Origin of the sequence: Actinomadura rupiterrae (genome assembly GCF_024172125.1) — a bacterium.
GTDB classification, from domain to species: domain Bacteria; phylum Actinomycetota; class Actinomycetes; order Streptosporangiales; family Streptosporangiaceae; genus Spirillospora; species Spirillospora rupiterrae.
The window spans coordinates 49,315-75,226 of sequence record NZ_JAMZEA010000004.1; the positions used below are offsets into that span (position 1 = coordinate 49,315).

Below are 25,912 nucleotides of genomic sequence, written 5' to 3' on the forward strand. Positions count from 1 at the left end.
AGCCGTGTGCCCCGCCCGGAGAGGTCGTTCATCAGCGTGGCACTTTCGGGGCTGCCGTGCTGTTCCCAGGTCCATCCTGCGCTTGATCCGCCATTGCGAAGGCTCCCGCAATGGCATCGAGGTTTCCGCGCAGCATCCGCAGGACGGGATGCTGGCGGCCACGGTCGCCGAGCGGGTCAAGGACCCCGTCCAGCAGGTGCTGGACGTTGCTGCGGATTCCGCGCAGCCGGATCAGCAGGCAGTCCAGGCATAGCTCCGGGTCATCAGTGATCATGTAGTGCCCGCGGTAGCAGACGAAGGCTTTTCCTTCCTCCCCCGCGATGCGGTCCCAGATCTCGGCCTTGGCGGTGGTGAACTGCCCCTCGGTGAGTTCGGTGGCCTGCAGGATCTGGTCGATCCGGAGTCCTTCGGGATGGGCTGCGACTTGGTCCCACACCAACCTGCCGCTCAATGCTCGGGCTAGCGGCCGGGCGCTCATGACGGCTCTCCCGAGATCAGCCGGGCCAGCTGCTCGTCCATGTCGGTCTTGCCGGTCTCGACGACGGTGAGGCACCAGTCGATGCAGGCTCGTGCCTGGACCGCGCGGTCTTTGATGCTGGCTTCCTCGTCCGGGCCGTAAGTGAGGCCCGGTAGCCGTGGGACCAGGCGGTGCATCTGAACCGAGAAGTTGGTGAACACCGAGATCAGTTCCAGGATCTCCATCGGCGTTGTTTGGTACGGCGCCGATGTCGGATGAGGCGGCGGCGCTTGGTCGCGAGATGGCGGCGCGATGTCGCGGCGTTGGCGGTACTGCTCGGTGCGCGTTCGGTCGAAGATGTTCCGACTGCCAGCGTCTGCGACGACGCGGCCGGCGACTTCGGGGCGGCGCAGCATCTCGTTGACGATGGTTGCTGCGTCCTCCTCGGCGTTCAGTAGTTCACGTGCCCGGTTGACCTTTTCGTCTCGGGTCGCCGGAACCACGGGAGTCTGGTCTCGGAACCGTCTTACCTGGTCAGGGGACCAGTACCGGCGGTGAGTGGTGGGATGTTCCGGGGGGTGCTTGATCACCTCGAAGCGGTCCCCGAGCGGGGTCAGCAGACGATGGACCGTGAAGCTGACCCCTTGAACGCGCTGCTCCTTGGGCCAGGCGTTGGCCACGTATCGGTACGTCGCCAGCGACTCGAACGTCGAGCCGATGTCGTCGGCGTAACGGTGTAGGAGCGCCTCCACCCCTCTTGCACCGGAGCCCACCGGAATCCGGTCGAGGGTGATGTCGCCCAGCTTGAACTGGATCAACGACTCCTTCTCGACCAGTTCCTGGCCTTCGGCGACGAACTCGGCCCACTCGTCGTCGCTGAACTGCAGACGGTCGTTCATCGCGATCACCTCGTGGCAGGGGAATGCTGCCGTAGCCGACGGCCCGGAACCGGGGGTGGCGCGACTGCCCTCAACCAACGAGCTGCCCATACATGCCTTGAGTGACATGTCAGCTACACCAAGCAGTCTTCTCAGTTCAGCTGGGCGGGCAAGTACCGCCTAAGCTCGTCCGCCCTCTCACCGAAGCAAGCTTCGCCTTCCCGGACAGAGAGACAGCAGCGATGGGCTGCGCCTACAGGCTAGGTCGGACCAGGGAGCCCACCATGCGGCCGTGTGCAGACGGTAGTGACCACCCGGTGATGGGTATGCCGTTTGTAGACGGCCGGGGATCACCAATTTTTCGGGAGAAGCGTCATCATGTCCGTGATCGAGAGAGTCGACGGACACAGCCTCATCCCAATTCCATCTACTTTATGGTCCGATTCTGAGCTTTGTGGGTGACGTCAATCACAAAGCCGTGGCTGATCAATATTTGATCAGCCAGGACTCCTGCTCTGTGCTGGTTCCCCGGCGGTCGAAGCCCGAACGGCGGCGGGGGTGGGGGCTCTGGACTGGTGGCATCCAACTTCACGGCTCGATGCAAGATTCTTCGAGTGACCTCCCGTTGCGCCTGGATCGCTACATCTGTGAGGGTGACTTTGCATTCGGCGACGTTGGTCCGCCAGTCGTAGTGAATCTCCAGCTGGAGCACCTCGAACAGTCGCCGCAGCGTCGGCTCAGCGAGATCAGCGAGATCGACTTCCCCGAACGGCAGCATTTCGAGCAGCTCAGGTGCGGTCTGCGCGAGCTCGGGTGCTTCGACCTCGGCCAGCAAGTCGTCTTTCCTGCTCCACAGGTTCCTGAGCTCCCGGGACAGGTCGGAGATCTCCCCTATTGCCACCTGGCCGGCCTCGCCTGATAGCTCGAGACTGCGCACGAGGTTGTTTTGCCGGTCCTCGATTTCCGCAATAACCCGTTGCACCGCTTCCATCTGGATGTGGTACTCACGAGCAGAACACTCAAAGGACTCCCTCAGGGCGCGGGTGAGATGGACCCGTCGGTTTGCGCCGAAGACGTAGACGTTGAAGAACTTCGTCAACACCTCCAGGAGCTTCTCCTCCCGCAACCAGAACGACTTGGGATGCCCTTCGAGGAGGTAGTCTTTGTTCGGCGTGCATGCATAGTAGGTGTACTTGCCGCAGGTCTTCCCATTCACCCGATGCTTGCACATGGCGCAAATGATGAAAGAGCTTAGCTTGAACCTTTTCCAGCAGCCTCTTCAAGGCTGCTGATCACAGCATGATCGCGGGCGGCGTGGCTGGCCGTGGACGTGAAGAAACCCCTGGTAGGAGAGGGGTCTCTGACCTCCGCCCCCCACAACCAGAGGTTTCACGTGCTTTTCTATCGTGCTTCGCTGCCGTTGTCGCGTTCGACTCTGAACTACCTGACCGGTCTCGTCCGGCGGGAGCGGACGAAGCTGAAGAGCAAGGGCCGGGCTTTGAACGCGGGGCAGCAGGCGCTGATGACGCTCGCATACTTGAAGAAGGGCGATACGTTCGCGCAGCTCGCGGCAGGTTTCGGGGTCGGGACGACGACCGCGTGGAGGTATGTGAACGAGGTCGTGGCTTGGCTGTCGGCCCGCTCACCCAAGCTCGGCACCACACTCGCCAGGGCGAAGAAAGACGGGCTGGGACATCTGATCCTGGACGGCACTCTCATCGCGACCGACCGCCTCCGCGCCGACCGGCTCTTCTACTCGGGCAAGCATCACAAGCACGGCGTGAACCTGCAGGTAATTGCCGGCCCGTACGGGCAGATCGTGTGGGTGTCGGGTGCGGTACCCGGCTCGATCCACGACCTGAAAGCGGCCCGGAACTGGGGAATCATCCGCGCCCTGGCAGCGTGCGGGCTGCCGGTCCTGGCCGACAAGGGCTACGTCGGCGCCGGTCCCGCGATCATCGTTCCTTACAAGGGCAGGAACAAGCCCGCCTCCCAGAAACAAGCCAACCGGGCCCACGCCAAGCTCCGCGGACCAGGTGAACGCGGAAACGCCCAGCTCAAGTCATGGAAGATCCTCACCAAGCTCCGCTGCTGCCCCTACCGCGCCGGCCACCTCGCCAAGGCCATCAGCGTCCTACAAAACCGCGAGGCCGCCCTCGCCCCGTGATGGAAAAGGCTCCTTGTAGGAGCGGCCGAGGTCGCTCGGCGGGACGGCGTTTGGCCCAGTGCGCCGACCAGAAATCTCTCGGATCTTGGCAGTCTTCTGCGCCTCGATGAACACATCGAGTGCGACCAGCGGCTCATGGGTTGGGATTCGGGACCATACCCATGCCTCGGGTGGATTGTAGGTGCCTCTTTTCGACTTCATGGCGCGGCGGTTCCACACCATGTAGCCGGTGTACTTGGGGTTGGTGAGGACGTCGCGAACCGAGGACTTGGTCCATCTGCCGACTGCGCGAGCAGGGTCGGGCGGTACCGGCGGCGGGAAGCGTCGGCGGTCTGCGTTCAGGTGGTCGGCGATCTCCTGGTAGCCGAGTCGTTCCTCCACGCGCAGAGCGAAGATCAGGGTCACCACCGGACCATGCACCGGGTGCGGCGTGAGCCGGTGCTTGGAGGCCCCCTCGGCGCGCCTGGCGGGCACAGGATGCGGGATCTTCTCGGCGAGGTAGCCGTACGGCGGCTTGCCGATGTTGTAGCCCTGCACAGAGTGGGTCTCCAGCCCCTCCCAGGACTTCTCCAGCAGCTCCAGGACGTACCACTCGGCAACGCTCTGCTTCATCCGGCGGGTCAGGACCTGAGTCGCGCGTCTGCCGTCGAAGCTGATCGGCTCGTCGGATGCCAGCAGGAGCGCTCCTACCTCTTCGAGACGGGTCTCGATGAGAATGCCGACGTAGGCGCGGCGGGCGATGCGTTCGATCGACTCACAGATCACCACGTCGAAGCGGCGGTCGACACGCTCGACTTCCTCGAGAAGGTCCTGGATGCCGCCGTCCCGCGGGACCGGGATGGAGAACTGCTGGTGCCGGCTCCCGTGCCCGCGTGCCGCCAGGGTCTTGCGGCCGGATTCGATGTCGTAGAAGTGCGCGACGATGGCGGCCCGCTCGGGCAAGGCCCTTCGGCAGTTGTTGAGCTGTCGGGGGATCGACAAGGTCGGGTCCTGCTGGTCATCGGTGGAGGTGCGTCCGACGAACGCCACACGCAACGGGCCGGGAAACCGAGGCCTCTGGCTCGGTCCGAGCGCTTGTCCGCCGCGGACACTACGACTGCCGGCCGAGAAGATATCGAGCGGGAAGGGAGACGCGCTCATGCCCCTACACGCCCCTCCCGCTGGCCGACGGCCGCAGCGCACTCATCTGGCGACGCTGACTCCTGGACGACCGGCATCCTCGCGGCATCTCCTACGGGACTCAGTTGCCCGCTCATCCCCGTACACCTCGTCCGCACGAGCTGCCGCTTCCGCCCGACCCCCAGCACTCTTCCCATTCAGCCACGTGGACCGTGAGACGCGGGGACCTCGCCTACCCGTCTGTGGACTCCAGGGCTGGTAGTTGTCGCTCGTGGGGAAGGTCAAGCTCTACCCGGCCGCCAATCTCCGGCCCGTTGCGGACCAGCGCGGCACCAGACGCGCGCCATACGGCCAGTCGTGGTTGTTGGGTGGCCGTTTGCGGGCCTATGTGCCCAAGGGCCCGCCCTGTTCGGGAGCGAGGGTTGATGATGCCGGTATGAGCGGACGCGTGCTGGTGTGGGTGGGCGTGCCGGTCGCCGTAACGGCTGCGGTGGTGCTGGTGGTGTTCTGGCTGGTGCAGGGTCTGGAGCAAGGCCGGGTGGCTGGCCGGGTGCTCAGCGCGTTCGCCACATTGGCGGCGTTTCGTGATGGCGCTGCCTCTGCGGTCTCCTTCTTCCCCGTCGGAGTCTGAGGCTGAGCAGCCTGGCGGCGGGCTGGCTGGCAGCGGCGGAAGGGGGTCCTTCTGCCGCGACGAGCAACACCTCCAGCGGCGGAACCAACGCCGGACCCGCTGGTGATGGGCCGGGACATCAGCGGCTCGGTCACCTCCAGTCCGCTGGCCCCTCCCCCAGTTGCCCCGCCAGTCGCCCCGTGACCGCCATCCAGCACCGAGGCCGCGGGCAGGCCGGCACTCAAGGACGAGTCGGCGGAAGCGGACGGGGCGGTGTCCAAGGTGTTCAGCGGCGGAGCGAACCATTGTCCGCTGGTGATGGGCCGCGACATCAGCGGTCCGGTGTCCTCTCACGGGGGGTCTTCTCCCGATGCGGCCGAGCTGAACCCACCGGCCAGGCCACCCCGCCTTCCCTCTATGTCGGTGGCCTGTCCCATCCCTGGAGCCGGTCCGGGGTGCTTTGATCGGTGTCAACGTCCCGGGCCGGCTGCCCCTGCCGCCCCTCTGATGAAACCAGCCCTCCCGCACCATGGTCGACTGCGGATCCGCAGAACATCGCCGCGGCAGACCCCGCCACAGCAATCGTCCAGATCTCCGCCTTCGACGGCCACCTCAACTTCGGCGCGTCTGCCGGGCACCCAGCGATCCCGATCCCTCTTCACGCTGGCCGAACTCGCCACCACCACGCTGCTGCCACCGCCAGTCGCCGACCTGCTGCCACGACCGCCCGGAAACTGGCCGCACTGCCGGATCTATGCCAGTACCGTTAACGCGCCCAGCCTGTAATACGCCCAGCCTGCTGCAAGCCAAAGCCGGCTGGAGGGCATCCTCGTCCTGACAGATTAAGCACCAGTACGGCCCCGTGGCCCGGGCAGCCGCCTTGGCCCGCCGAGGCCGCCCAAGCACGTAAGCAACACCGTCCTCACCAACTGAAAGGTGGATAACTCACTCACTCAGAGTCACGAGGCAACATCCCTGGAGATTACTGAGGCATAGTTGCGCATAAACGCCGTGGACTGGTTGGCTCCATTAAGGCCGGCCAAATGGAAGGCCACCCCGACCTCAATGCCGCCCCGCGCGACTCTCAGTTCTCCATTTTGACCATCTATCCAAGAACATGCCAAGTCCCGAATATTTTCCAACTTTCGGCATCTGCCTGAATCGATTTCGCCCTGAATTGATTCGACAGTCGACGGGCCCAAGCCTGCATAGACCCTCACAGTGACCGAAGAGGCCATCTTCCCAACGGCCTCGGTTCTGCTCTCACAGTGTGCCTGTTCGGCGACAGTAGACTTATTTCGAACTCGAAGCGTACCTCCGGCCAGGAGAGCCCGGTCTGGATATGTCGCAAGTCTACAGGCCACGACAGTGGAGGGTTGATGAGCATCCGGGCTTGGGGATGCGGAATTCGTGTCCATATTGCCAGACGGCGCTGTGGGGCCAGAGCTCGAACAAGCAGCGACTCCAAGAAAGGTTGCAATGAACGCAGGGGTGTTAGATGAAAGCATCTTCATTAGCCTCATACAGGCTTCCACCTGTTGGGATTGAAGGTGCTGTCATCTGGCGCGCCGGGCGCAGTGATACCGCTAATCGCATTACCCACCGTCTGGAATGCATTCATTTGCACCACATGCTGCTCCAGAACTCCCTTGAATACACCTTCGATATGATCAATCATCGACGAGATAAGGTCAGCTATGTGCTTCCATTCTGCGGCTGCCAAGAATGGGCCGGTGAGTCCACCGGATAGCTCGACGCTTCCGCCAGCGATCCATGACTTCCAGTCGCCCATCATACCGCCCACAAGATTGTTTAGATCCTTGGCGCAATCGAGAATAAAAGTGACACACTGCTGATACATCTGGATAAGAGTATTGTAAAATGTGGCTGTTGCCTGGCCTGCTTGTTGTATTGCGGTGAGATTGTTCCTGCTCCTCGTGGAAACGCCATCAACCCATTTGCCAAATGCAGCAGCGGCTGGTCCGGACCACGTGGACCCGAGGGCAGTTTGGACGGTATCAAGAGGAGTCGTTGACTCCGCCATATGGGCGGCCGCTTTCCTCCATGCGTCAACCGTGCTGATTATCTTCTCTGGATGGCCGAGCATGTTCTCTACCTTATCGAGCACATCACTCGCCGAGGGTACCCCTGGGACGTCGGAGAATTGTCGAATCTTCGAGGCGGCGTCCTTGGGAAACGGGACGATCTTATCAATATTGTAGCTACCCATGACTCACTCCTCTTTAGCCGCCGGAAGCACGATCGAGAATCGCGAGGATATTTTTGTCTTCGACGTCATCGTAGTTCTTGGCGGTTTCATATAGATCCGCTCCCGCCAGACGAAGGACATTCTCTCCCTCGGAGACCCTATCGAAAGCCTGGTCGACAACAGCATTGTACCTGTCGGGAATATGGAATACACTTCCCAGAAAGCCCAGATCGTCTGGCCCAAGAGTTGCATTTTGAATTTCAGTAGAGCAGTCGTGCCACTTCAGGTAGCATTCGAGGAGCTTCTCGACTGCTGTCCGCATCTTCTCTGCATCGACCTTAATTTCGGTCATGATTCATTATGCCTTTCACGAGCTCGCGCGGCATCCTTTGCTGCAAGCGCAACAGATCGCACTATACGGTCAGCCAGAACATTTCCCCGATAGCTTCGGAGGTTCGTTGCGGTCAATTCCACGCCCACCAGGAAGCCGAAGTAATTTACTCGCACCGTGCCAATATTTCCCTCAATTTCCTGTTCAAAGAACCGTGGCACTCTATTTTCGGCTTCAATTTTCGCGTTACGGTACTCTCTTTCTGCATTGTATACGAAATTGCCGAGCGATTCGATCTCGGCGCGTAGGTACTCTGCCCAATCAATCAAGACGCATCCATCCTCATGTACGGCCTCGCCTAATGTTCCGCGCTGCTCTTCTTGGCGCTGTGTATCGTGGCTGCAGTCACTACGTCAACGATCTTCGAACCGATTCGTTGCGAGTCCACCTTCCTGAAAATGTCATCGCTGATCTTCAAGGCGATCAACTGGCCATTTCCGTCTACTTCCGCTGCGACGAGTCCGTCAGGTGATGCTGCACGAAATCTTCTCCTCTCCCTCGCCGCCATTTCTGCTTCCAGCCGCTCTATAAATTCTTCAGAGAGTCCTGATGTCCGCGATGGCGAATTGAACATCTCGGCATACTGGTAGCTCTGCGTAATTTCGGACAGCTCAATTGGCCTCGTGCCCGAATGAGGTTCTTCTGGAATGAGGCCCTCCTTCCCCTCAGAGTCATCCCCGCGTGGTTCGCTTGCGTGCCGTTGCTGTGTTGTCTCTTGAGTATCCGGAGTCGGCTGATAGGTACTAATGCGCTCACGCACATCATCGACATCGCGTGGCGCATAGGGAGTGCTGCTATTGAGCAAATTTTCCAGCGATGTGGGAGGGTCTGATCTGGACACTGCAAATCCCCTTCCGGCTGTTCCTTGATCATTATTGCGACCTGGCTTTGGCACTCGGGATAAGCGGCCGGGACTTCCTGGTTGATTGTCCGACTCCCGAAACCGATAGAAATAATGACTCCACTAGTTCTGCTGGCGAGAGCGCAGACAGATCACGACAGTGGACATTTACGTACCCGCCCTTCCCCGGCGGGGGCCTTTGCGGTAACGCAGGAATGCGATCGCTGCCAGGCAGACAAGACAGGCGACGGCAGTCCCCGGGACGGCGATCCACAGAATTGTCGATTCGGAAGAAGTCGGCTTCTCCGCGTATTGCCGCGCGGAACCCGACGTAGACACTGCTTTAGGGGACGCCGTCAAAGCGGCGAGTTGGCGTTGCCACCTGTCGAATCCGTCGTACAGGGGATTGGGAGCAGCGGCGGAGACTGGGTGGTGTTCGGGATCGATGACAGCGGAGAGGTTGAGGAGCCCGTAACCGGTGCGGTTGTTCCAGGCAGGAGTACCGGTGGGGCGCGCGGTGGCGAAGATGCGTTGGACGATGGTGCGGGCGGGCATGCCCGGGTTTTTCGACCTGATCAAGGCGATTGCCGCTGAGGTCAGCGCGGCGGCCGAACTGGTTCCGTCCCCCATGTGCATGATGCCGCGCTTGTCCAGCAGACTCACATCAGCGCCTGGAGCGGCAACCGTCACATAACTCTGACGTTCGGTCTTCCACCAGGGGCGGAGTTGCTTGGTGAGAGCGCCGACAGCCAGGACGCCCGGGCATGAGGCAGGCTGCGAGGGATAATTGGCGGCGTCTCCCTCGTTCCCCGCTGACGCTACGAGAACCACGTCGTGGCGCAGTGCGTAGTCGATGGCAGGAGCCATGTCCGGACTGCAGTAGGCGGGTGTCATCGTGCTGGCATCTGAACCATAGGACATGTTGATGACTTTGGCTCCGTGGTCCACTGCGGCCCTGATGGCTTCCGGCGTGTGATCCTCACCCGAAAGGGAGAGCCGAATGGGGAGGATCTTCGCCTCCGGGGCGAGCCCGACGTAACCGCTGGCGCCACCCCCCCGACCCGCAATCTGCGCGGCTGTCGCAGTGCCGTGGCCTGGACTGCCGGTGTCGAGGTCAACCCGGCCATCGGTGCTGTGATCGGCCAGATCGACCCCAGGAACCACCGCGTCCGTGAGTTCGGGCAGCTTGGCGTTCACCCCGCCGTCGATGACCGCGACCGTGACCCCAGCTCCCCGGGTCAGCGGCCAGATCCTGTCCTGGACCGCCCATGTGCGGAACCACCATTCGTCGGGACGAGGCGAAGGCGCGGCAGCCCCGGCCGGAGCCGGCAGGTTGCAGATGGCGACGCCGACCAATACCGCCGCCAGTGACCGCGCGCGCGAGGCGGTGAGGATATTCACGATGTGACCGGCGGTTCAGCAGACGTGGACTGCTCCGGAGAGTTACCTTCAGGCGCGACAAGGCTGCTGAGGTCCCCTAGCATCAGCGCCACAGCATCTTGCTCGTCGATTTCCGGTTCCTCAACTGGGGCTGGGTCGGGAGTCATGCGGGCTGGGGCATCGCCAATGATGCCGGGGACGAACTCCACTTCACCACCCCACAGCCCGCGTTCTTCGGCCATCCATGCGTCGCGCTCCCGCTCGCGATCCTCCTCGGCCTCGCTTCTGTGGCCTGGAGTGCCAACAACACCAGGTGATCCAGGACGACCCGCCAAACCGGCACGAGATCCCCCGCTGCCCAGAGGCCCCTGTGCGGATCCGCTCCCCAGACCAGAACCGGCACCTGGGCCCGGAATCACCCCCAGACCGGGCGCTCCAGGGACGTACCCTGATCCGGGAATACCGCCTCCTCCAAAGGAAGGAGAGCCGGGCGGTCCGCCGAAACCCGGCCCGCTTGCTCCGAACGGGCCAGATCCCCCAGACGAAGGATCGAACTCGGACAGTTCAGTTCTGTGAGATCCGTTGCCCCTTCGGGCCACCAGTGCTTAGGCTGACCGTTGCCGCTGGGGTGCGGAGTGGGTGAGGTGCTCCCTGACCCATGTCCCGGGACATGTTGCCAACCGTCGCCGCCAGGGTGATGTGAATGATGCCCACCGAGCGACGGCCCCCGGAGCGAGGCAGATAGCCACTACCTCCTGGAGAGGCCGGACTGCCTCCCCCCGAACCCGCATCGGCACCACTGGGGGAACGCCACCCGTCCTGCGTCACACCGGGCAGCCGGGTAGTCATGCTGTCGGGCATCGCCTGCCACGTTTGAGAGATGCGGCCGTTGGCCGCCTGCATCCACTGCTGGGCCTCCTGCGTGGTCTTAGGCGCGGGCATGCTGGACTGGTACCACGACAGGTAGCTCTCACCATGCGCTTGAACGGCCCGACCAGCGCTGTCGGACTGCCGGAAGATCTCCATCGCCGCTTCGTGCATGTCCAGCAACTGCGCCTGAGCCGCGTTGGAAGCCGGACCCGTCCATGCCTCCGCCAATTCGTTCGAGAACCCCTTGAGATTGGCGACCATCTGCTCGTAGGCGCCGGCGAAGCTGACATAGGACTGGCCTGCGCGGCTCACCGCCGCAGGGTCAGTACCCTTCAACAGCGCGACGATCTGCTCTTTGGAGGTGTAGGACCCGGGTGATCCCGCCGGCGCGGAGCCCTTCAACGGCACGTCGTTGACGTTGCTCATGAGACGAACTCCTCCTCTACCAGGACGGGCCGGTCGACTTGGGGCTGGTGGTCAGCGGACTCGGCACGTGGCTTGGCTGGGGAGCGGCCTTGAGAAGCTGGTCGAGTCGTTTGATCTTGGCGTCGATGACCTGCTCATGCTCGTCGTAGACCTGCATCGAGACGTGGAGCTTCCGCACCATGTCACGCAGCGCGTGGACGAACGCGACGTGCTGAGCGGTGATGCCCCGATGGGTGGTGGCCACAGTGCCGGCCAGTCCGACGGCGGCGTCCCACTGTCCGTACGCAGAGGCCGGAACCGAGCTGGCCATGCTCAGATGCGCGGTCGCTGAGTCCACCATCGTCTCGAGGTAACCCTCCAGCTTCTTCGCCAGAGGTCGTAGGTCCTGATGGATGACGTCCTGGCCGCTGCTGGCGAGTCCCTTCCAGTTGTCCTGTGGATTGGTGTTCGGGCCGTCGTGGGCCATCGACTCCTCCGGGGGGAGCGGAGCGGATGAGAGGGCGCGGGGACTCAGCGCGTGATCATGCCGCAACTCCCCGAATCCAGTCAACCCCCGGTCATGTCACCAGCAAGGTCACCTGTCAGCATTGCTGCCGCGCCCCAATCTGACAGCGCTCCTGACCTGCACGGCTGCCGGCCAGAGCGCGCACGTTGGCCAAACGCCGCTCTCGGTCGCGTCCTGAAGCCGACGTAAATACGGACGGGCGTAGGTTCCACTTCTAGACCGACCAAAGTCACGACAACCATCTCTCTGGTTCAGGCCTCCACGCCACGAGGGGAAGCGCATCACCATCAAGTCGCGCGAACCACACAACGCGGGTGGAACGGACCGTGGTGCCACGCCGGGCGGCCGTGGTCGCTCCGTGGTCGCTCGGTGGTTGCGGTAGCGGACGTCAGACGGCGGCACGGGGTAGCACACAAAGGGGCGCCGACGAGTACGCCGCGCTGCGGGAGATGGGTGTCAAGGAAGGTGCACAGCGTGCTGGTCGGATGGGCCGCTTGAGCGCTGAGCGTCATCACTGCCTCTTTCCACCGGATAGTCCTCGTCCAGGAAGGGCGAGCTGTGTGTGGTCGGCGGGCTCTGCTGCTTGGATGTTCCGGCTCGCTGGCGCAGGGTGCAGACCGACGACTGATTGTTCTGCGGTCTGGCCTCGTGGGTTATTCGATCTCAAAGTGGCGCAGGGCTTCGTCGATGGTGAATCGCGCTCGGAGCTTGCAGGCGGAGTTCTGGTTGGCGAACATCCCGGCCTTCCACAGCGCTTCCTCGCGTGGAACGGTCTTGATCCACTCCACGGCGACGGCCCACTCTCTGCGGTCCTGATCGTCGTCGGGCACGTTGTGCTGGTAGCCCGCTTCCAAGTCCAGGTCCGTCATCCTTCGTAACTCGCCGTCGACCCGGAGTTCGGCGTCCTCGTACGGTTGTGCTTCTTGTGTGACCGTCCCGACGCCGACGTATCCGGCTTTGGGGATGTGCACGAACACCCGGGCGCCCACAGGCAGCGACCGTAGCGTCCGTGAGAACCAGTCTCCGCCGCCGGCCGAGACGAATCCGTAACGCCGCGCGTCCTTCCAGCTGCGGACGTTGTCCTCTTCGCCGAAGGCGATGTACCAGTCGCTTCCGTTCCAGGGCTCCTTCTTGCTCTGGCTCTTGGACTCGGCCGCGGTGATGGTGGCCTCGTCCATGAGCCAGGTCCGTGCCAGGTATTTGTGGCCGTGGTCTTCGAAGTAGCGGAAGAACAGCACGTTGATCGGCACGCCGCGGGATGCCAGATAGGTCACGATGCGCTCGGTGGAGGAGTCCACATCGCCGGCCACCACCGTCAGCGTGTGCTCGGTGTTGAGAGCTTCGGGCGGGCTAGCTCCGAACATCCCGGCGAAGGCCTGGTCCAAGTCCGTGCTGGCGGCGCGCTCACGCACGTAGTTGGCGAAGATCTCGCGGATGTCCTCGTTGGTGAGGTTGCTCGTCCATGACGCATAGTCGAGTAGTTGCGCGACGACCTCGCGTGGTGTGCGGTCGCGTTTGAGCTCCAGGATGTGCAGCGCGCCGTCGGCATCCAGGGCGAGCAGGTCGATGAGCTTGCCGTAGTCGGTGCGCACCTGCCGACCGATGATCAATAGTGGGGTTCCCAAGATGTCGGGATCCGCCTCGATCAGCTCCTCCAGCCGTGACTCTAGAGGGATGGACGACATGGGCACCCGTTCTGGGTCACCGTCGACACGCCACAGACCGATCTCCAAAGGCATGGCGGTTCCCCCTCGTGCGGCTCGTCGCACCACCCAAGCACGGCCAACGCGCAGAGCAAATTGATGAAACCAACCCTAACCACCCAAGGCAACAGCGATCGTGACCTGAGGTTGCTTCCACTTCGGTTGCTTACCGTGCCCTTTGGTCCCGCCGTGGCAAGGAGCTCGTCGATGACGATCTTTGCCTGCGGCCTGCGGCAGTGCTCTGGCTGTTGCGGTGGGCGGTGCCAGCGGTCATCTGGAAGGGCTGGTAGGCGGTCTTGAAAGTGCTGTGTGGTGGCCGTTGTTCGTGCTGGTGGGTGGTCAGGTGGGTGCTGTTAGGTGGCCGGAGAGTGTGCTGTTAGGTGGCCAGGGGGTGCCGGTGGGTGGCCAGGAAAAGTGCTGGTCTCTGCTGTCTGGCTGGTCATGGTGGCAGCGGTCAGTGAATGGGGCCGGGGTGCGCGTCCTGGATTTGAGCCACTGTCGTGGAGGTTTGTGCGGCTGGTCGGGGGCGGGGAGTGTCCGTGTTGAGCGTTTGGTGTCGTCTGTCTCGACTTGGTGATCGTTTGGTTCGTGCTCGGGATGGATGTGGGACGGCCTGCGCGGCACAACCTGCTGCGCGGGCCGTTGTGGTTGGGGCCTGGGGTTGTTTAGGCGTCCGGTCCGGTCTCCTATGGGACCGTGCACAGCAGTTGTGCACCGACCAGCGGTTGGCTCTCACCGCACCGTCAGCCGCCGACGAGGCCGACGACCTGGCCGGGTGAGCGGCCGCTTCCCCGAGGCCGATCAGGCCAGAACGAAGAGCAGGTCCAGGCCGGTGATCGCCAACAGGCGGAGGACGCAGTCGGCGCTGTCGACCAGGACCAGGGCGGTGTCCTGTTGTCGGGCCAGCTTCCAGAAGCCGACCAGCGCGCCGGCCCCGCTGGCGTCGATGAAGGTCACGCCGCCCAGGTTCAGTACCATGCGCTGGTCACCCGCCAGCAGAACACCGGCCAGGAACACCACCAGTTCGGGCTTGGTCGCCACGTCGAGATCACCGGCCACCGTGACGGTCACCGTCGTGCTGGCCCTGCGCGCCCGCAGGCGCAGTTCGTCCATGTTGCCATCTCGTCTCCTGTGCCGGGTTCCGACCGGAACACCCGCCGGTTCCCGGATGGCCCCTCCGCCACCCGGGCCCGGATCGAAGCTGACGTGCCGCCGCAGAGCGCGGCACAGGAGACGACGATGTGCAGTTATGCACCAAATGAGCAGATCGTCACATACTGTGACTAATCGCTTTCATGGTGCAGCATAACCCCGCCACGGCGGACGGTCAGACGTTTCGACCCGACGAGCCTCGATCACACCTGGGACCGCCCGCCCATCGAACCGCGACCGTGCCCTCCCCTGCCATAGCCAGACCACGATCGGCCCCACCTGCGACAACGATGCCCGTTGGTACCTGGTGGCATGAGCCTCCCGACCTCCGTCACCGACCGGGCCCTTCCGCCGGGGTGCCGGATGCGGGCCGCGAGCGGAGGTAGGTGGCGCCTCCGCGGGACCGGAAGGTCACGCCCGCTTCTTTCAGCAGCAGGTGGATGGAGCCGTAGGAACGGCCGGTGGCGTCCTGGAGTTGCCGGATGGTCGCGCCCGCCTCATAGCGTTCGCGCAGAACCTCCCGCAGAGCCTGCCGCGCGTCGCCGTTCACGCGTTCGATGGGCCGGATGCCGTTGATCATCAGGCCGCCTTCCGGAACGAGCGTGGGGTGCCGGTGCCGGTGCCGGTTTCTCCGGTGTCGGCGACGTGGTCGGTGTGGCCCGGCATCGTTGCCGACCACCTAGATGATCTTGACGGCAAGGTTGCGGAGTCCGCTCGACACGCCACGCGGAGTAATCCGGATCGATACCGTGACCGCACCCCGCCACCTGGCTCCAATCCGTGAAAGGCAAGCCACCTACCTGGCTCAATTCAGCGACCGTCGACAGTCATGGCGACGTCCTCGCCGTGATGGTCGGCGAGGACTTTGAGGGCGGGGTTCTTTCAGTGATCTGAGGTGTGGCTACTTCGCGGGGTTGATGGTGTCGGGGGGAAGGCGGCGGGTGAGGAGGGCGCGGGCGAGGTCGGTCAGGGGTTGGTCGTGGGCGGCGGCGTGGGCACGCAGGCGCTGGAGGGCCTGCCCCAGGGGGATGCCGAGTTCGTTGGCGAGGAAGCCGGTGGCCTGGTGGACTTCGGCACGGTAGAGCCGCAGGCCGGTGCTGGTGTCGTCGGCCGGGGTGGTCAGTTCGGTGTGCAGCAGCAGGAGCAGGGGGCGGCTCAGGCGGTCCAGATCGCGGAGTTGGGCGGGGGTGAGGGGGCCGGTGGTGGTGCGGTAGCCGGTGAGGACACCGATGGTGGCGGCGCCCACGCGCAGGGGGGTGGCGATGGCGGCGCGGACCGGGGTGCGAGCGGCGGCCGCCAGGAAGAGGGGCCAGCGGTCCGGGTCGGCGGCGAGCAGGTCCGGTTCGATCAGGGGCCGGCCGCGCTGGACGGCTTCCAGGGCGGGGCCGTCGCCCAGGGTGTATTGCAGGTTGTCCAGTTCGGGGCCCAGACCCTTGGCCGGGTCGCACCACAGGAGTTCCAGGTGGCCGTCGTGGGCGAGCATGTTCAGGGTGAGGGCGTCCAGGCCGAACCGGCGGGCGGCTCCGGGGGCGACGGCGCTGTCCGGGTCGTGTGTGCTGCGGGCGGCCAGGTGCGCGCGCAGCAGTTCGGCCAGGTCGTCGTGGGGTGGCGGAGCGTCGCCGCAGGCGGCGTCCTGGTCGCGTGGGGGCACGTCAGGGCGCCTTGTCGAGTTCGGCCGGGATGGCTCCACCGGCGATGCGGGCGGCCAGCTCGGTGAGTTTCTGCTGCCGGGAACGGGCGTGGCCGCGCAGCCGGGTGAATGCCTCGTCCACGTCGAGCCCCAGCCGGGAGGCGAGCACGCCCTTGGCCTGTTCGATCACGATGCGCGATTCCAGGGCGGTCTCCAACTGGCCGATGAGCTTGTCTCTGGCGAGCAGGGTCTGCCGGTGGTGCAGGCAGACCCCGGCGGCATCGGCCAGCACCTGGGCCAGGGACAAGTCCTCTCGCGTCGGCACGCGCCCGGCGCTCATCAGGTTGAGGGCGCCGAGCGGCTGCCGGGGGGTGCGCAGTGGCACGGCGGCGACGCTGGTGATGCCGGCGCGCAGTGCGCGGGAGGTGAAGCGGGGCCACCGTTGGCGGTCGGGGTGGGCGGTGTGCAGCACGACCGGGGCCAGGGCGTTGCCGGAGCGGGTGCTGTCCAGGCAGGGGCCTTCGCCGAGTTCGCGCTGGTCTTCCTCCAGACGCAGGCAGGTTTCGTCGGAGGCGGTCAGGTGGTCGACCTGCCCGGTCTTGTTGAGGATGGTGACCCCGGCCGAGCGCACGCCCACCAGGCTAACCGCGTGGGTGGTCAGATCGTGTAGCAGTTCCAGGACGTCGAAACCGTCCGGGCGGGAGGCCAGGTCGAGCACGGCCTGGGTGGCGAGGACGTCGTAGCGCGTCACAGACATCGAAGGTCCGTTCCGTCGCCTCTCAGACACGCGACGGCGAGGAGGGCACGCGGTGAACACGCCGAGAGGCAAACCTAGGGGGCCGGCTGCACAGAGCCGTGGATGCCCGCTGACGGACGCTTTCCGGTGTCGCCTCGATTCGCGTGTATCCGCCAAAGTCGCCGCTGTGGCAGTCCCAGCCGCCTGGACGACTCACGGTACGAGCCCAGCATAACTCGCCGTCGCCGTCGCCGTTGGCCGTTCGGTCTCACGGGCCGAGAAGTCCTCGCTGCGGAAGCCGTAGCCGACGTCGGCGATCCAGCGGGCGAAGCCGGCGGTCGGCGGCTTCCCGGTTCTTGTCCGGGGCTCTGCCCGCCACTGCCTGAGGTGATGGTGCCCGTCATCGGTCGGCTTCTGATGAGATCAGCGGGGTGACGCCGCCGCCGTTCTTGGCTTCGCGGAGCCGGAACGATTCGCCTTCGGTGATGATCAGGTGCGCATGATGCATCAAACGGTCGACGGCGGCGGTGGCCATGTTCTTGGGCATGAGGGTGTCGAATTTATCCGGCCTGGTGTTGCTGGTCAGGATGATGGAGCGGCGTTCGTAGGCGCAGTCGATGATCCGGTAGAACGCCTCGGCCTGGGTGGAGTCGATGGGCAGGTCGCCGATGTCGTCGATCACCACGATGTCGGCCTGGCAGTTCTTGGCGACGGTGCGGGTGACGGTGCCATCCACCTTGGCCTGGGCGAGCTGATCCCCCAGGGTCTCCAGGGTGTTCCACCGGACTTTGAGGCCCTGGTCGATGGCGTGCCGGGACAGGGCTCCGGCCAGATGGCTCTTGCCCGTGCCCGACGGACCGAAGAAGACCAGGGTCTCCTTGCGCCGCGCCCAGTCCAGGGTGATCAGCGCCTGCTGGACCTCGACGTCGATGGAGGACAACTCGGCCTTCCAGGAGGCGAAGGACTTGGCGTTGGCCTCGAATCGGGCGGCCCGCACCCGGGAGACGCGCAGGGCTTCGTCGCGGCCCATCACCTCCTCGCCCAAAAAGCGGCGCAGGAACTCCTCCAGACTCCAGCCCTGCTCCTTGGCGGTGGCGACCAACTCGGCCGCGACCGGTCCGACGTACTTCATCTTCAGCCGGGTGATCGACTCGACCACGTCGTCGGGGAGCGGCGCGGGCTGCCGTCCCGCCGCCCTGCCAGCGCCGCCCGGTTCGGGGCGGGGACGCGGGGTGAGCAGGTCGGCCGCGGTCGCCGTGGTGGTCCTGGGAGTGGTCTTGGGCTTGGTCACTGTCTGGGTGGCCATGGGCGGGACGTCCTTTCGGAAAGGGCTGGAATGGCGCGAGGTGACGGCGGAGCGGCCAACGCTCACCGCCCTGATCGCAGCGGCGGGCGGGGAGGCGGAGAGCTTCGGGATGTGGGGCGTCTACTTGCTGGTGGAGACGATGCCGGGGAGCGCGGCCCAGCCGCTGGTGCCGGGCTGGGCGGAGTACTCCTCGTCCACCCACACGCCTTGATCGCCCTGCCGGGTCCTGGCGACGTGGTCGCAGAGGGCGGGCAGGTCGCCTTCGGCGAACCGGCCCCAGATCGCCGCCATGCCCAGTGCTTCCTCGACGACGTCGGCGCCGACCGCGTCGGCGAGTTCGACCGCCCGCGCCATCTTGGCCTGGATGCGGGCCGCGCCGGACGCGGCGGCCTCCACCAGCCATCGTTTGGCGCCCTCGCCCAGGCCGCAGAACGCCTCCTCGGCGTCGGTGCGGGGCCGGATGTGGACCGGGCGCGGATCGTTCCCGCCGCCGGGATGGTCGGGGTAGTGCTCGTCCAGGATCACCGGATGGCCCGGCCGTGACAGCTCGTGCCGCCAGATCTCGGCCAGCCCGTGCTCGGTCTGCGCCGTCACAATCAGCTGTTCGCCGTGCTCACGCGCCCAGACCGCGGTGTCCTCGAACCCCGGCGGCACCGAGTACTTCACATGCTTCCACCGGATCGTCCGGTCATCGCCGACCAGCCGTTCCTCACCGAGCGCGGCGGCGAACGGCTCGGCCGCCACGGCGTGCATGAGCGCCAATTCCTCGGCCAGCATCACCGCCGGGATCTGCTGGGTCTCCCGATGCTTACGGCCGTTGACCGCCGAGTTCCAGGCCAGGCAGGCGCGTTCCAGATCAGCGAACGAACCGTAGGCCTCCTGCAGGTTGGTGTCGGTGGGCACCAGATCCGCCTTGGCGATCTTCACGGTGCACTCCGCGCCGCCCTTGGACTCGGGATCGTACGGCTCACACGTCTCGATCTTGCAGCCATAGTGACGCCCCGCCTCCACCATGATCGGATGCCGGACCGGCACCCCGGCGATGTGCTTGACCGTCACGGTCTTGGCGTTGTCGGTCAGCAGATACATCGGCGCCGCGCCGATCCTGCGCAGCACCGTGTCCAGACAGGTGATCAACGAACCCGAGGTCTCGTCCCAGGACGGCACCACCACCCGGAACCGAGACCAAGCCAACCACGCGCAGAACAGCTTGGTGCGGCGGCCACCGATCCGCGGGCCCTCGCCCCAGTCGAATTGCAGCCACAACCCCGGCTCGGCCACCCACGGCCGATACACCCTGCGCCGACCCGCCCAGAACGCCTTCTTCGCCTCCGCCACCGCCCGCCGCGTCGTCCGCTCGGACCCCTCGAACCCCATCGCCGCCAGGGTGCCGTGCAGGATGTCTGCGCGGATCTTCCCCCGAGACGCCTCGACCTTCTCCTCGATCTTCTCCAGGAACGGGTCGATCACCCGGCACTGCCGCTCCCGGGCCGTCGGCAACGCACCCGACTCCCGCTGCCCCACATACCGCTTCACCGTCCGCCAGTGGCATCCCACCAGTTCAGACGCCGCCCACACACTGCGTGTCAGATCGTAGGCAGCCAGGATCTCGGTGATCTCCGCGTCAGACTTCACCCGAACGGGGTCCCCTCCGTGAGCAGAGTTCGCTGAGTGACATCCGAACTCTCCCCTCACAGGAGGGGACCCCGCTCTGCGTAACACCCCCGCTTGATCAACAACGGGCCGATCGGCTACCCGCACTTTTCCTGGCCACCAGCCCGCACCCCCTGGCCACCCACCTGCACTCAACAGTCCACCTACCAGCACTTTCACCTGTCCGCTAGCAGGCGGCAGCGCGCTGGACAGGATCGCCGAAGCAGGCTGCACGACTCGTTTGCGTGCCGCATCGCCAACTTTGAGCAGCTGCTGATCCCGTCACAACAGCTCCAGCAGGTCATCGCCAGTGACTTCGCCACGGGCGCGCAGCCGAATGCGGCTCCAGTCGGTCGCGACCTGCCGCCCGTCATCGCCGAGCTCAATAATCAGCGGTCCGCCATCTCTGCCGGTGTGAAGCAACTGGTCCTGCGGTACCAGCCCTCACCGTTTGGCCGCGTTGATCGCCTTGCGGTAGCGAGCACGTATCGCCTCGTCCGCCGGATGGTGGCGTCTCGGCCCCAGGGAGGTCGGGGGACCTGGTTCCCCGAGACCACACACCCCAAGCGGGGATGGGTGTCGGCTCCGGCGCGCGAGTTGGGGGGAGGTGGCCCCACAAGTGAGTGCGGCCGCGCTCCCGCAGATAATCCGCCACGGCTCTGCCGCTACGACGCTCCGGCAAGAGGCCAGCCAAATTCAGGGCCGACGAGGCACCAGCGACGAGTGATCCGTCCGCTGAGGGCCCCGCTCTGAGCGGACGGGCGGTTCGGCCGGGAACCGTGCAGCGGCTAGGCAAAGGCCATGCCCGGCCGCCTGCGTCCACGTCCGGCTGTGTCTTCAGTCGGAGGCGAGGACGGGGTCGGCAATCGCCTTAGCCAGACTCCGAACCCGGCTCAGCAACGGACCTGGCTCCTGGTCAAGGTCCAGGACGTGGCAGACGATCTCGATGCCCGCGGTCGTGATGGTGTGGGTGACCTCGGCTTCCGGGCCTGCGGCGTAGACCAGGTGGCCCCGGGTCAACCCTCTCGCTACACAGTGAACCTTTTCCAGCAGCCTCTTCAAGGCTGCTGATCACAGCATGATCGCGGGCGGCGTGGCTGGCCGTGGACGTGAAGAAACCCCTGGTAGGAGAGGGGTCTCTGACCTCCGCCCCCCACAACCAGAGGTTTCACGTGCTTTTCTATCGTGCTTCGCTGCCGTTGTCGCGTTCGACTCTGAACTACCTGACCGGTCTCGTCCGGCGGGAGCGGACGAAGCTGAAGAGCAAGGGCCGGGCTTTGAACGCGGGGCAGCAGGCGCTGATGACGCTCGCATACTTGAAGAAGGGCGATACGTTCGCGCAGCTCGCGGCAGGTTTCGGGGTCGGGACGACGACCGCGTGGAGGTATGTGAACGAGGTCGTGGCTTGGCTGTCGGCCCGCTCACCCAAGCTCGGCACCACACTCGCCAGGGCGAAGAAAGACGGGCTGGGACATCTGATCCTGGACGGCACTCTCATCGCGACCGACCGCCTCCGCGCCGACCGGCTCTTCTACTCGGGCAAGCATCACAAGCACGGCGTGAACCTGCAGGTAATTGCCGGCCCGTACGGGCAGATCGTGTGGGTGTCGGGTGCGGTACCCGGCTCGATCCACGACCTGAAAGCGGCCCGGAACTGGGGAATCATCCGCGCCCTGGCAGCGTGCGGGCTGCCGGTCCTGGCCGACAAGGGCTACGTCGGCGCCGGTCCCGCGATCATCGTTCCTTACAAGGGCAGGAACAAGCCCGCCTCCCAGAAACAAGCCAACCGGGCCCACGCCAAGCTCCGCGGACCAGGTGAACGCGGAAACGCCCAGCTCAAGTCATGGAAGATCCTCACCAAGCTCCGCTGCTGCCCCTACCGCGCCGGCCACCTCGCCAAGGCCATCAGCGTCCTACAAAACCGCGAGGCCGCCCTCGCCCCGTGATGGAAAAGGCTCAGTAGGTGACCATCTGGAAGATCGCCTCCCGGCTGCCACTGAGGCTTTGGCGCTCCGCCATGTATTTGGCGTCGGCCAAGGCGGCCGTCTTATTACCTCGCTCCCACACAAGGTCGGGCAGCATCTTCAGGGTGCGATTCTGGTCGAGATACAGAGTCGGATGACCGTACTTTCCGCCGCCGAGCGTCACCAGTTCTCGTCCGATCGCCTCGCGGACAAAGTCCTCGAAAAGGTACTTCATGTCCACCAGGAAGCCATCGGCGAGGATCGTGCCCTCTCCGTGCTCGGCTGACCGTTCAGAGAGGACGAGGCTGGCCAAGGCGTAGGCTTCGGCGTACCGGCCGTTGAAACGGCTCGGGCGCCAGTTCGGGACTGGCTGATGAAGGGGCCAGGCCGACACGCCCCTCAGCAGGATGAGCTGTCGCAATAGCCCGCGCCGTGCTGCATCGCTCAAGTCGCCGATGGTGAGCATGCGGGCTAGGGCGGCCTTCAGGACCTGATTCTCCAGGATGTCGGGCGACAACTCGTCATGTTGGACCTCGAGCGGATAGCCGAGTCCGCGTGAGCGGTTGAGCAGGCTCGACTCCCTGACCCTGCCTCGCAACACCGTGGAGGACATCTCGTGTGGAACGTATCCGGTCAGCAGTCCAGGCGCGAACGCCGCGTCGATGCGCCGCCACAGTAGGTGCGCGAATGCCGGAACCAGGGACTGGGCGTCTGTGTAACCAGCGAGGTCGTCCTGCCAGTTTATCTTCGCATGCCTGGTCGTCGAGTAGCCGAGAAGGAACAGCACCCGCCTGATCGGGAACTTCGGGTCGATGCGCACGTGCAGGTGCTCCACGCGGACAGTTCCGACCCGGGTCATGTTGGGCTTTAGCCGGACCCGCCAGAGACCGGGCTGTTCCTTCGCCTTTTCCGCAACGAACAATGCAGAGGCTTTGAGGGCGTCCACGTCCCGCTGGGACAGCGGCTGCGGCTCTCCCCTGCCGACCTCCTTCACCCTGATGACGCGCGCCATCAGGTGCCGTTGCCCAGGGCCTCGCGCAGCGAGGACAGCCCGTACTGCTCCTCGGCGTGACCTCCGAAGGTGGCGGTCAGCTCGCGCAGCAGCGGCATGATGTCGGTCCGCCAAAGCCGCTCCAGAACCTTCTCGTCCTGATGGACGGCCGGTCGCATGAAATATGAGGGGCCTATCGCATAGTCCCGTCCCCCCGGGATGTATTCCTCCAGGCGGCGGTTGAGCTCCTCAAGGAGCTCAGGAACCATGGACTCCAATGGTTCCGCTTGGTTTCGCATCCAGTTTCGAAGTAGGTCGCGGATAGGCTCAGTCGAGGGATGGAGTTCGTAGAACGCGAACCGGCGTCGCATGGCCCAGTCGGCCAGGGAGATCGACTTGTCGGCAGTGTTCATCGTGCCGATGATGAAGAGGTTCTCCGGCAGGTAAAACTCTGTTTCCGGCGAGTACTGGAGACTGACCGCCTCGTTGCGGTACTCCAGCAGAAAATAGAGCTCTCCGAAGACCTTGGCCAGGTTGGCTCGGTTGATCTCATCGATGATCAGAATGTAGGGGGTGGGAGTGTCCGAGGCCGCCTGCTCGGCAAACAGCTTGAACGGGCCGGGAAGCAGATCGAAGGCCAGCGCAGAACCAGTCTTCTGATCCTTTTCGTCCTTGCTCTCCGCCTTGATCGGACGGAATCCCTCGAAAAAATCCTCGTAGGTGTAGGACGGGTGGAACTGGATGAGCCTAACTGCACCGATCTGGGTGAGGGCGTTCGCGAGTTTACGCGCGAGCATGGTCTTCCCTGTGCCGGGCGGTCCGTGCAGGATGACCTGCTTCCGCTCCCACAGCAGGTCCGCAATTTCCTGGAGGTAGCTGATGTCGATGTTCAGCTCCTCCGCGAGATCGTCGGTCACCTTTTCGAAACTCAGCTCGCGCGGCGCGCCGAGAACGAGCGGTTCGGGCTTTCGGTCGGCGCCGGCCTCGTCACTTTTCCGCTCGGCGAGCGTCTCTGGCAGGGGCCATGGGGTGTCTTGCTCGTGCGCACCGGCCAGCGCTTCGAGCTGGTCGAGGGCGTCGGTCAGATCGACCACGTGGGAGTGACTGGCCAGCAGGGCAGGCACGGGCGCGTGCAGCTTGCTGAGCAGAAGCCCCTCGTCCGGGTTGAGCCACAGCACCCGCCTTCGCAGGTTGGTCAGCCGTCGCTCGGAGTCGATGAACTGTGGCGGGCCGTCGACACGACCGATGTACACCTTCCCACCCGAGGCGGCGAGCACGAGGTCTCCTTCGCGCATCCGCCGGATGAAGCGGTCGAACTCCTCAAGCCGCTGCCCTCGGAACGAATACGCCTTGTGCGCGTAGTCGATCTCGACAGCCCGCTTGAGTTTTTCATAAGGCACCTCAGGAGGGACTGGCCGCAGGTGTGACGCGCTGAGTGAGATGAACCCCTGCTCAAGCCATTGCGGGACGACGTTGTACCCCTCAACACTGGACCCGCGCACCGCCCATGCGCGGTGGACGGGAAGTTCGTCCTCTGCTCCGTCCTCGTCCGGTTCGTTGAGCCGGTCAATAGCATCTTGAAGGTCCGGAGCGGCAAGCCGCCGGTCGGGCTCAGCATGTCCTTCGGGGGTGAACTCCAGCCCTTCATCGGTGAGTCTGCCAAGCAGGTCGGATATGCGGTGCTCCGCATGCAACCGGCTCTCTGCCGGAAGTGATCCGTCATCGTCCAGAACGCGGTGAGAGCCGGGTACGAGTGTCGCGGAGAGGAAGTCGGCCACGGTCTGCCAATCCGTGCCCACAAGGACGGCGAGGTCTCCGAAGCTGGTCCAGGAACCTGCTGGGACTACCGACAGGGCATCAGCGATCCACCGCTGCCATTCCTCAAGATCTTCCAGAGCTTTGGCGCGACGCGCCCGGGTTTCGCGACCGAGCCGAAGCAACTCCCGGTACAGCTCGGTGGGGCTCGGGAAACTCTCCAACGCCTCCCGGCCCGCCTCGGTGAGTGACCAGCCCCATCAAAATCGCGCGAACCACACAACGTGGATGGAACGGGACCATAGCGCCACCCTGGGCGGCCATGGTCGCTCCGTGGTTGCGGTAGCGGAAGTCAGACGGCGGCACCAGGTGGCACACAAAGGGGCGCGTACGCGGACACGGCGGCACATCCCGGCACGCCCACAGTCCCAGCGATACGGTGGCCCGGATCCTTGGGGCCGAAGGTGGTGAGGTCCAGGAAGGTTTCGCCGCGCCAGAGCGTGGAGACCCACTTTGTGCCGTTGAAGTGCTCAGCCCATGCGGGTGCCTGGTCGGGTTGGTTGGCCGATCCTGCGGCCCAGACGTTGGAGGGGGCCGTGGCTTGGATCTCGCCCAGGTACAGGCGTGTGAGCTTCTTGTCTGGTGAGGGCAGGTAGGTGAGGCGGCTCCAGGAGTGGCCGTTCCAGTGTTCGATGTGGATGCCGTGCTAGTCGTTGGTCACCGACCATGCGTTGTTGGCGTCGCTGGCGGTCAGGCCGGTGAACCAGGTAACAGGCCGCGACGGGCCGCTGCGGACCAATCGCCAGTGCGGCTGCGTGGCGGCGTGGGCCGTCCGGCCATCGCCAGGAAGGCGAGCGTTGTGAGGGCAGCTCCTGCTGCCTTCCGCGCCGTCACAGAGGTGAACAAGAGGGGGATGAGAGCAAATCACCAAGGTCGTAGCGCAGTCCTCTTCGGCCGGTACGTCCAATGGGTGTGTCGTTGGGCAGGTGTCCCTGCTGTCGGTTGAAGATGCTGGACGGTGCGGAGGTTCTGTGGCCACCGCTGACGTAGTGCTGGTGGCCCTGGGTCGTAGGCGTTCCGGTCGAAGTGGCCGTTGGAGCAGCCAGCCCATTATGGGCTCGTCTGGTAATTCCGGTTGTGTCCGTCGGTCTGAGGACCGTCGTTGAGAA

25 protein-coding genes are annotated in these 25,912 nt (G+C 64.7%); 3 read left to right on the forward strand and 22 right to left on the reverse strand.

What is annotated here, in order from left to right:
- Positions 1 to 31 precede the first annotated feature (31 nt).
- The 3 genes from FHU30_RS13255 to FHU30_RS13265 form a co-directional block, all read right to left on the reverse strand.
- Entirely contained in the window at positions 32 to 478 is a 447-nt protein-coding gene (locus FHU30_RS13255; RefSeq protein WP_253875436.1) for a hypothetical protein, read from the reverse strand.
- On the reverse strand, positions 475 to 1,356 hold the full coding sequence (locus tag FHU30_RS13260) for a DUF6192 family protein (RefSeq protein WP_253875437.1): 882 nt from the start codon (positions 1,354 to 1,356) through the stop codon (positions 475 to 477). The genes FHU30_RS13255 and FHU30_RS13260 overlap by 4 nt, the downstream gene beginning before the upstream one ends.
- Positions 1,357 to 1,762: 406 nt before the next feature.
- Positions 1,763 to 2,566 carry a hypothetical protein gene (locus FHU30_RS13265; RefSeq protein WP_253875439.1) on the reverse strand — a complete coding sequence of 268 codons (804 nt, stop codon included), beginning with the start codon at positions 2,564 to 2,566 and terminating at the stop codon, positions 1,763 to 1,765.
- A gap of 162 nt (positions 2,567 to 2,728) precedes the next feature.
- Between FHU30_RS13265 and FHU30_RS13270 the strand changes: the two genes are divergently transcribed.
- The gene (locus tag FHU30_RS13270) at positions 2,729 to 3,502 is read left to right on the forward strand and encodes a transposase family protein (RefSeq protein ID WP_253874200.1); all 774 of its coding nucleotides are present in this window, start codon (positions 2,729 to 2,731) and stop codon (positions 3,500 to 3,502) included.
- Here the strand turns inward: FHU30_RS13270 and FHU30_RS13275 are convergent.
- A complete protein-coding gene (locus FHU30_RS13275; protein WP_253875440.1) occupies positions 3,470 to 4,642 on the reverse strand; it encodes a recombinase family protein in 1,173 nt (390 codons plus the stop codon). The two genes, FHU30_RS13270 and FHU30_RS13275, sit on opposite strands and share 33 nt — an antisense overlap.
- Before the next feature lie 415 nt (positions 4,643 to 5,057).
- On the opposite strand from FHU30_RS13275, the gene FHU30_RS13280 reads away from it, so the two are divergent.
- Positions 5,058 to 5,252, forward strand: coding sequence for a hypothetical protein (locus FHU30_RS13280; RefSeq protein WP_253875442.1), 195 nt, complete (start codon positions 5,058 to 5,060; stop codon positions 5,250 to 5,252).
- A 1,498-nt stretch (positions 5,253 to 6,750) separates the two neighbouring features.
- Here FHU30_RS13280 and FHU30_RS13285 read toward each other — a convergent pair.
- The 16 genes from FHU30_RS13285 to FHU30_RS13360 all read right to left on the reverse strand — a co-directional run bounded on the left by FHU30_RS13285 (position 6,751) and on the right by FHU30_RS13360 (position 21,095).
- Positions 6,751 to 7,461, reverse strand: coding sequence for a WXG100 family type VII secretion target (locus tag FHU30_RS13285; RefSeq protein ID WP_253875444.1), 711 nt, complete (start codon positions 7,459 to 7,461; stop codon positions 6,751 to 6,753).
- A gap of 13 nt (positions 7,462 to 7,474) precedes the next feature.
- Positions 7,475 to 7,792, reverse strand: coding sequence for a hypothetical protein (locus FHU30_RS13290; protein WP_253875446.1), 318 nt, complete (start codon positions 7,790 to 7,792; stop codon positions 7,475 to 7,477).
- Positions 7,789 to 8,100, reverse strand: a complete 312-nt coding sequence (locus FHU30_RS13295) for a hypothetical protein (RefSeq protein ID WP_253875449.1) — start codon at positions 8,098 to 8,100, stop codon at positions 7,789 to 7,791. Before FHU30_RS13295 ends, FHU30_RS13290 begins: the two co-directional genes overlap by 4 nt.
- A 29-nt stretch (positions 8,101 to 8,129) precedes the next feature.
- Entirely contained in the window at positions 8,130 to 8,672 is a 543-nt protein-coding gene (locus FHU30_RS47025) for a YbaB/EbfC family nucleoid-associated protein (protein WP_253875452.1), read from the reverse strand.
- A gap of 168 nt (positions 8,673 to 8,840) precedes the next feature.
- Positions 8,841 to 10,073, reverse strand: a complete 1,233-nt coding sequence (locus FHU30_RS13305; RefSeq protein WP_253875454.1) for a S8 family serine peptidase — start codon at positions 10,071 to 10,073, stop codon at positions 8,841 to 8,843.
- Positions 10,070 to 10,294, reverse strand: coding sequence for a hypothetical protein (locus FHU30_RS13310; protein ID WP_253875456.1), 225 nt, complete (start codon positions 10,292 to 10,294; stop codon positions 10,070 to 10,072). Before FHU30_RS13310 ends, FHU30_RS13305 begins: the two co-directional genes overlap by 4 nt.
- A 322-nt stretch (positions 10,295 to 10,616) precedes the next feature.
- Positions 10,617 to 11,348 carry a WXG100 family type VII secretion target gene (locus FHU30_RS13315; protein WP_253875457.1) on the reverse strand — a complete coding sequence of 244 codons (732 nt, stop codon included), beginning with the start codon at positions 11,346 to 11,348 and terminating at the stop codon, positions 10,617 to 10,619.
- A gap of 16 nt (positions 11,349 to 11,364) precedes the next feature.
- Complete coding sequence (locus FHU30_RS13320) at positions 11,365 to 11,814, reverse strand: hypothetical protein (protein ID WP_253875459.1); 450 nt, start codon at positions 11,812 to 11,814, stop codon at positions 11,365 to 11,367.
- A 692-nt stretch (positions 11,815 to 12,506) separates the two neighbouring features.
- Positions 12,507 to 13,592 carry an endonuclease NucS domain-containing protein gene (locus FHU30_RS13325; protein ID WP_253875461.1) on the reverse strand — a complete coding sequence of 362 codons (1,086 nt, stop codon included), beginning with the start codon at positions 13,590 to 13,592 and terminating at the stop codon, positions 12,507 to 12,509.
- A gap of 765 nt (positions 13,593 to 14,357) precedes the next feature.
- A complete protein-coding gene (locus FHU30_RS13330; protein WP_253875462.1) occupies positions 14,358 to 14,669 on the reverse strand; it encodes an STAS domain-containing protein in 312 nt (103 codons plus the stop codon).
- A 370-nt stretch (positions 14,670 to 15,039) separates the two neighbouring features.
- Positions 15,040 to 15,288, reverse strand: coding sequence for a helix-turn-helix domain-containing protein (locus tag FHU30_RS13335; protein WP_253875465.1), 249 nt, complete (start codon positions 15,286 to 15,288; stop codon positions 15,040 to 15,042).
- Between the two features lie 321 nt (positions 15,289 to 15,609).
- Complete coding sequence (locus FHU30_RS13340; RefSeq protein ID WP_253875467.1) at positions 15,610 to 16,359, reverse strand: GAF and ANTAR domain-containing protein; 750 nt, start codon at positions 16,357 to 16,359, stop codon at positions 15,610 to 15,612.
- A 1-nt stretch (position 16,360) separates the two neighbouring features.
- A complete protein-coding gene (locus tag FHU30_RS13345; protein WP_253875470.1) occupies positions 16,361 to 17,089 on the reverse strand; it encodes an ANTAR domain-containing response regulator in 729 nt (242 codons plus the stop codon).
- A gap of 385 nt (positions 17,090 to 17,474) precedes the next feature.
- Complete coding sequence (istB, locus tag FHU30_RS13350) at positions 17,475 to 18,380, reverse strand: IS21-like element helper ATPase IstB (RefSeq protein ID WP_253875473.1); 906 nt, start codon at positions 18,378 to 18,380, stop codon at positions 17,475 to 17,477.
- Between the two features lie 120 nt (positions 18,381 to 18,500).
- On the reverse strand, positions 18,501 to 20,015 hold the full coding sequence (gene istA, locus FHU30_RS13355) for an IS21 family transposase (RefSeq protein ID WP_253875476.1): 1,515 nt from the start codon (positions 20,013 to 20,015) through the stop codon (positions 18,501 to 18,503).
- Positions 20,016 to 20,870: 855 nt separating this feature from the next.
- Entirely contained in the window at positions 20,871 to 21,095 is a 225-nt protein-coding gene (locus tag FHU30_RS13360) for a hypothetical protein (protein ID WP_253875479.1), read from the reverse strand.
- A 110-nt stretch (positions 21,096 to 21,205) separates the two neighbouring features.
- On the opposite strand from FHU30_RS13360, the gene FHU30_RS13365 reads away from it, so the two are divergent.
- Complete coding sequence (locus tag FHU30_RS13365; RefSeq protein WP_253874200.1) at positions 21,206 to 21,979, forward strand: transposase family protein; 774 nt, start codon at positions 21,206 to 21,208, stop codon at positions 21,977 to 21,979.
- 10 nt (positions 21,980 to 21,989) lie between these two features.
- On the opposite strand, the gene FHU30_RS13370 is transcribed toward FHU30_RS13365, so the two are convergent.
- A complete protein-coding gene (locus FHU30_RS13370) occupies positions 21,990 to 23,009 on the reverse strand; it encodes an McrC family protein (protein WP_253875482.1) in 1,020 nt (339 codons plus the stop codon).
- Positions 23,009 to 24,967 carry an McrB family protein gene (locus FHU30_RS13375; RefSeq protein ID WP_253875485.1) on the reverse strand — a complete coding sequence of 653 codons (1,959 nt, stop codon included), beginning with the start codon at positions 24,965 to 24,967 and terminating at the stop codon, positions 23,009 to 23,011. Before FHU30_RS13375 ends, FHU30_RS13370 begins: the two co-directional genes overlap by 1 nt.
- Positions 24,968 to 25,912 lie beyond the last annotated feature (945 nt).

Coding starts and splice junctions, on each gene's coding strand:
- FHU30_RS13330 (WP_253875462.1), bottom strand. CDS start 14,669: ATGGACGAACTGCGCCTGCGGGCGCGCAGGGCCAGCACGACGGTGACC.
- FHU30_RS13280 (WP_253875442.1), top strand. CDS start 5,058: ATGAGCGGACGCGTGCTGGTGTGGGTGGGCGTGCCGGTCGCCGTAACG.
- FHU30_RS13310 (WP_253875456.1), bottom strand. CDS start 10,294: ATGGCCGAAGAACGCGGGCTGTGGGGTGGTGAAGTGGAGTTCGTCCCC.
- FHU30_RS13290 (WP_253875446.1), bottom strand. CDS start 7,792: ATGACCGAAATTAAGGTCGATGCAGAGAAGATGCGGACAGCAGTCGAG.
- FHU30_RS13335 (WP_253875465.1), bottom strand. CDS start 15,288: ATGATCAACGGCATCCGGCCCATCGAACGCGTGAACGGCGACGCGCGG.
- FHU30_RS13260 (WP_253875437.1), bottom strand. CDS start 1,356: ATGAACGACCGTCTGCAGTTCAGCGACGACGAGTGGGCCGAGTTCGTC.
- FHU30_RS13255 (WP_253875436.1), bottom strand. CDS start 478: ATGAGCGCCCGGCCGCTAGCCCGAGCATTGAGCGGCAGGTTGGTGTGG.
- FHU30_RS13325 (WP_253875461.1), bottom strand. CDS start 13,592: ATGCCTTTGGAGATCGGTCTGTGGCGTGTCGACGGTGACCCAGAACGG.
- istB (WP_253875473.1), bottom strand. CDS start 18,380: ATGGCCACCCAGACAGTGACCAAGCCCAAGACCACTCCCAGGACCACC.
- FHU30_RS13275 (WP_253875440.1), bottom strand. CDS start 4,642: ATGAGCGCGTCTCCCTTCCCGCTCGATATCTTCTCGGCCGGCAGTCGT.
- FHU30_RS13315 (WP_253875457.1), bottom strand. CDS start 11,348: ATGAGCAACGTCAACGACGTGCCGTTGAAGGGCTCCGCGCCGGCGGGA.
- FHU30_RS13370 (WP_253875482.1), bottom strand. CDS start 23,009: ATGGCGCGCGTCATCAGGGTGAAGGAGGTCGGCAGGGGAGAGCCGCAG.
- FHU30_RS13320 (WP_253875459.1), bottom strand. CDS start 11,814: ATGGCCCACGACGGCCCGAACACCAATCCACAGGACAACTGGAAGGGA.
- FHU30_RS13285 (WP_253875444.1), bottom strand. CDS start 7,461: ATGGGTAGCTACAATATTGATAAGATCGTCCCGTTTCCCAAGGACGCC.
- FHU30_RS13265 (WP_253875439.1), bottom strand. CDS start 2,566: ATGTGCAAGCATCGGGTGAATGGGAAGACCTGCGGCAAGTACACCTAC.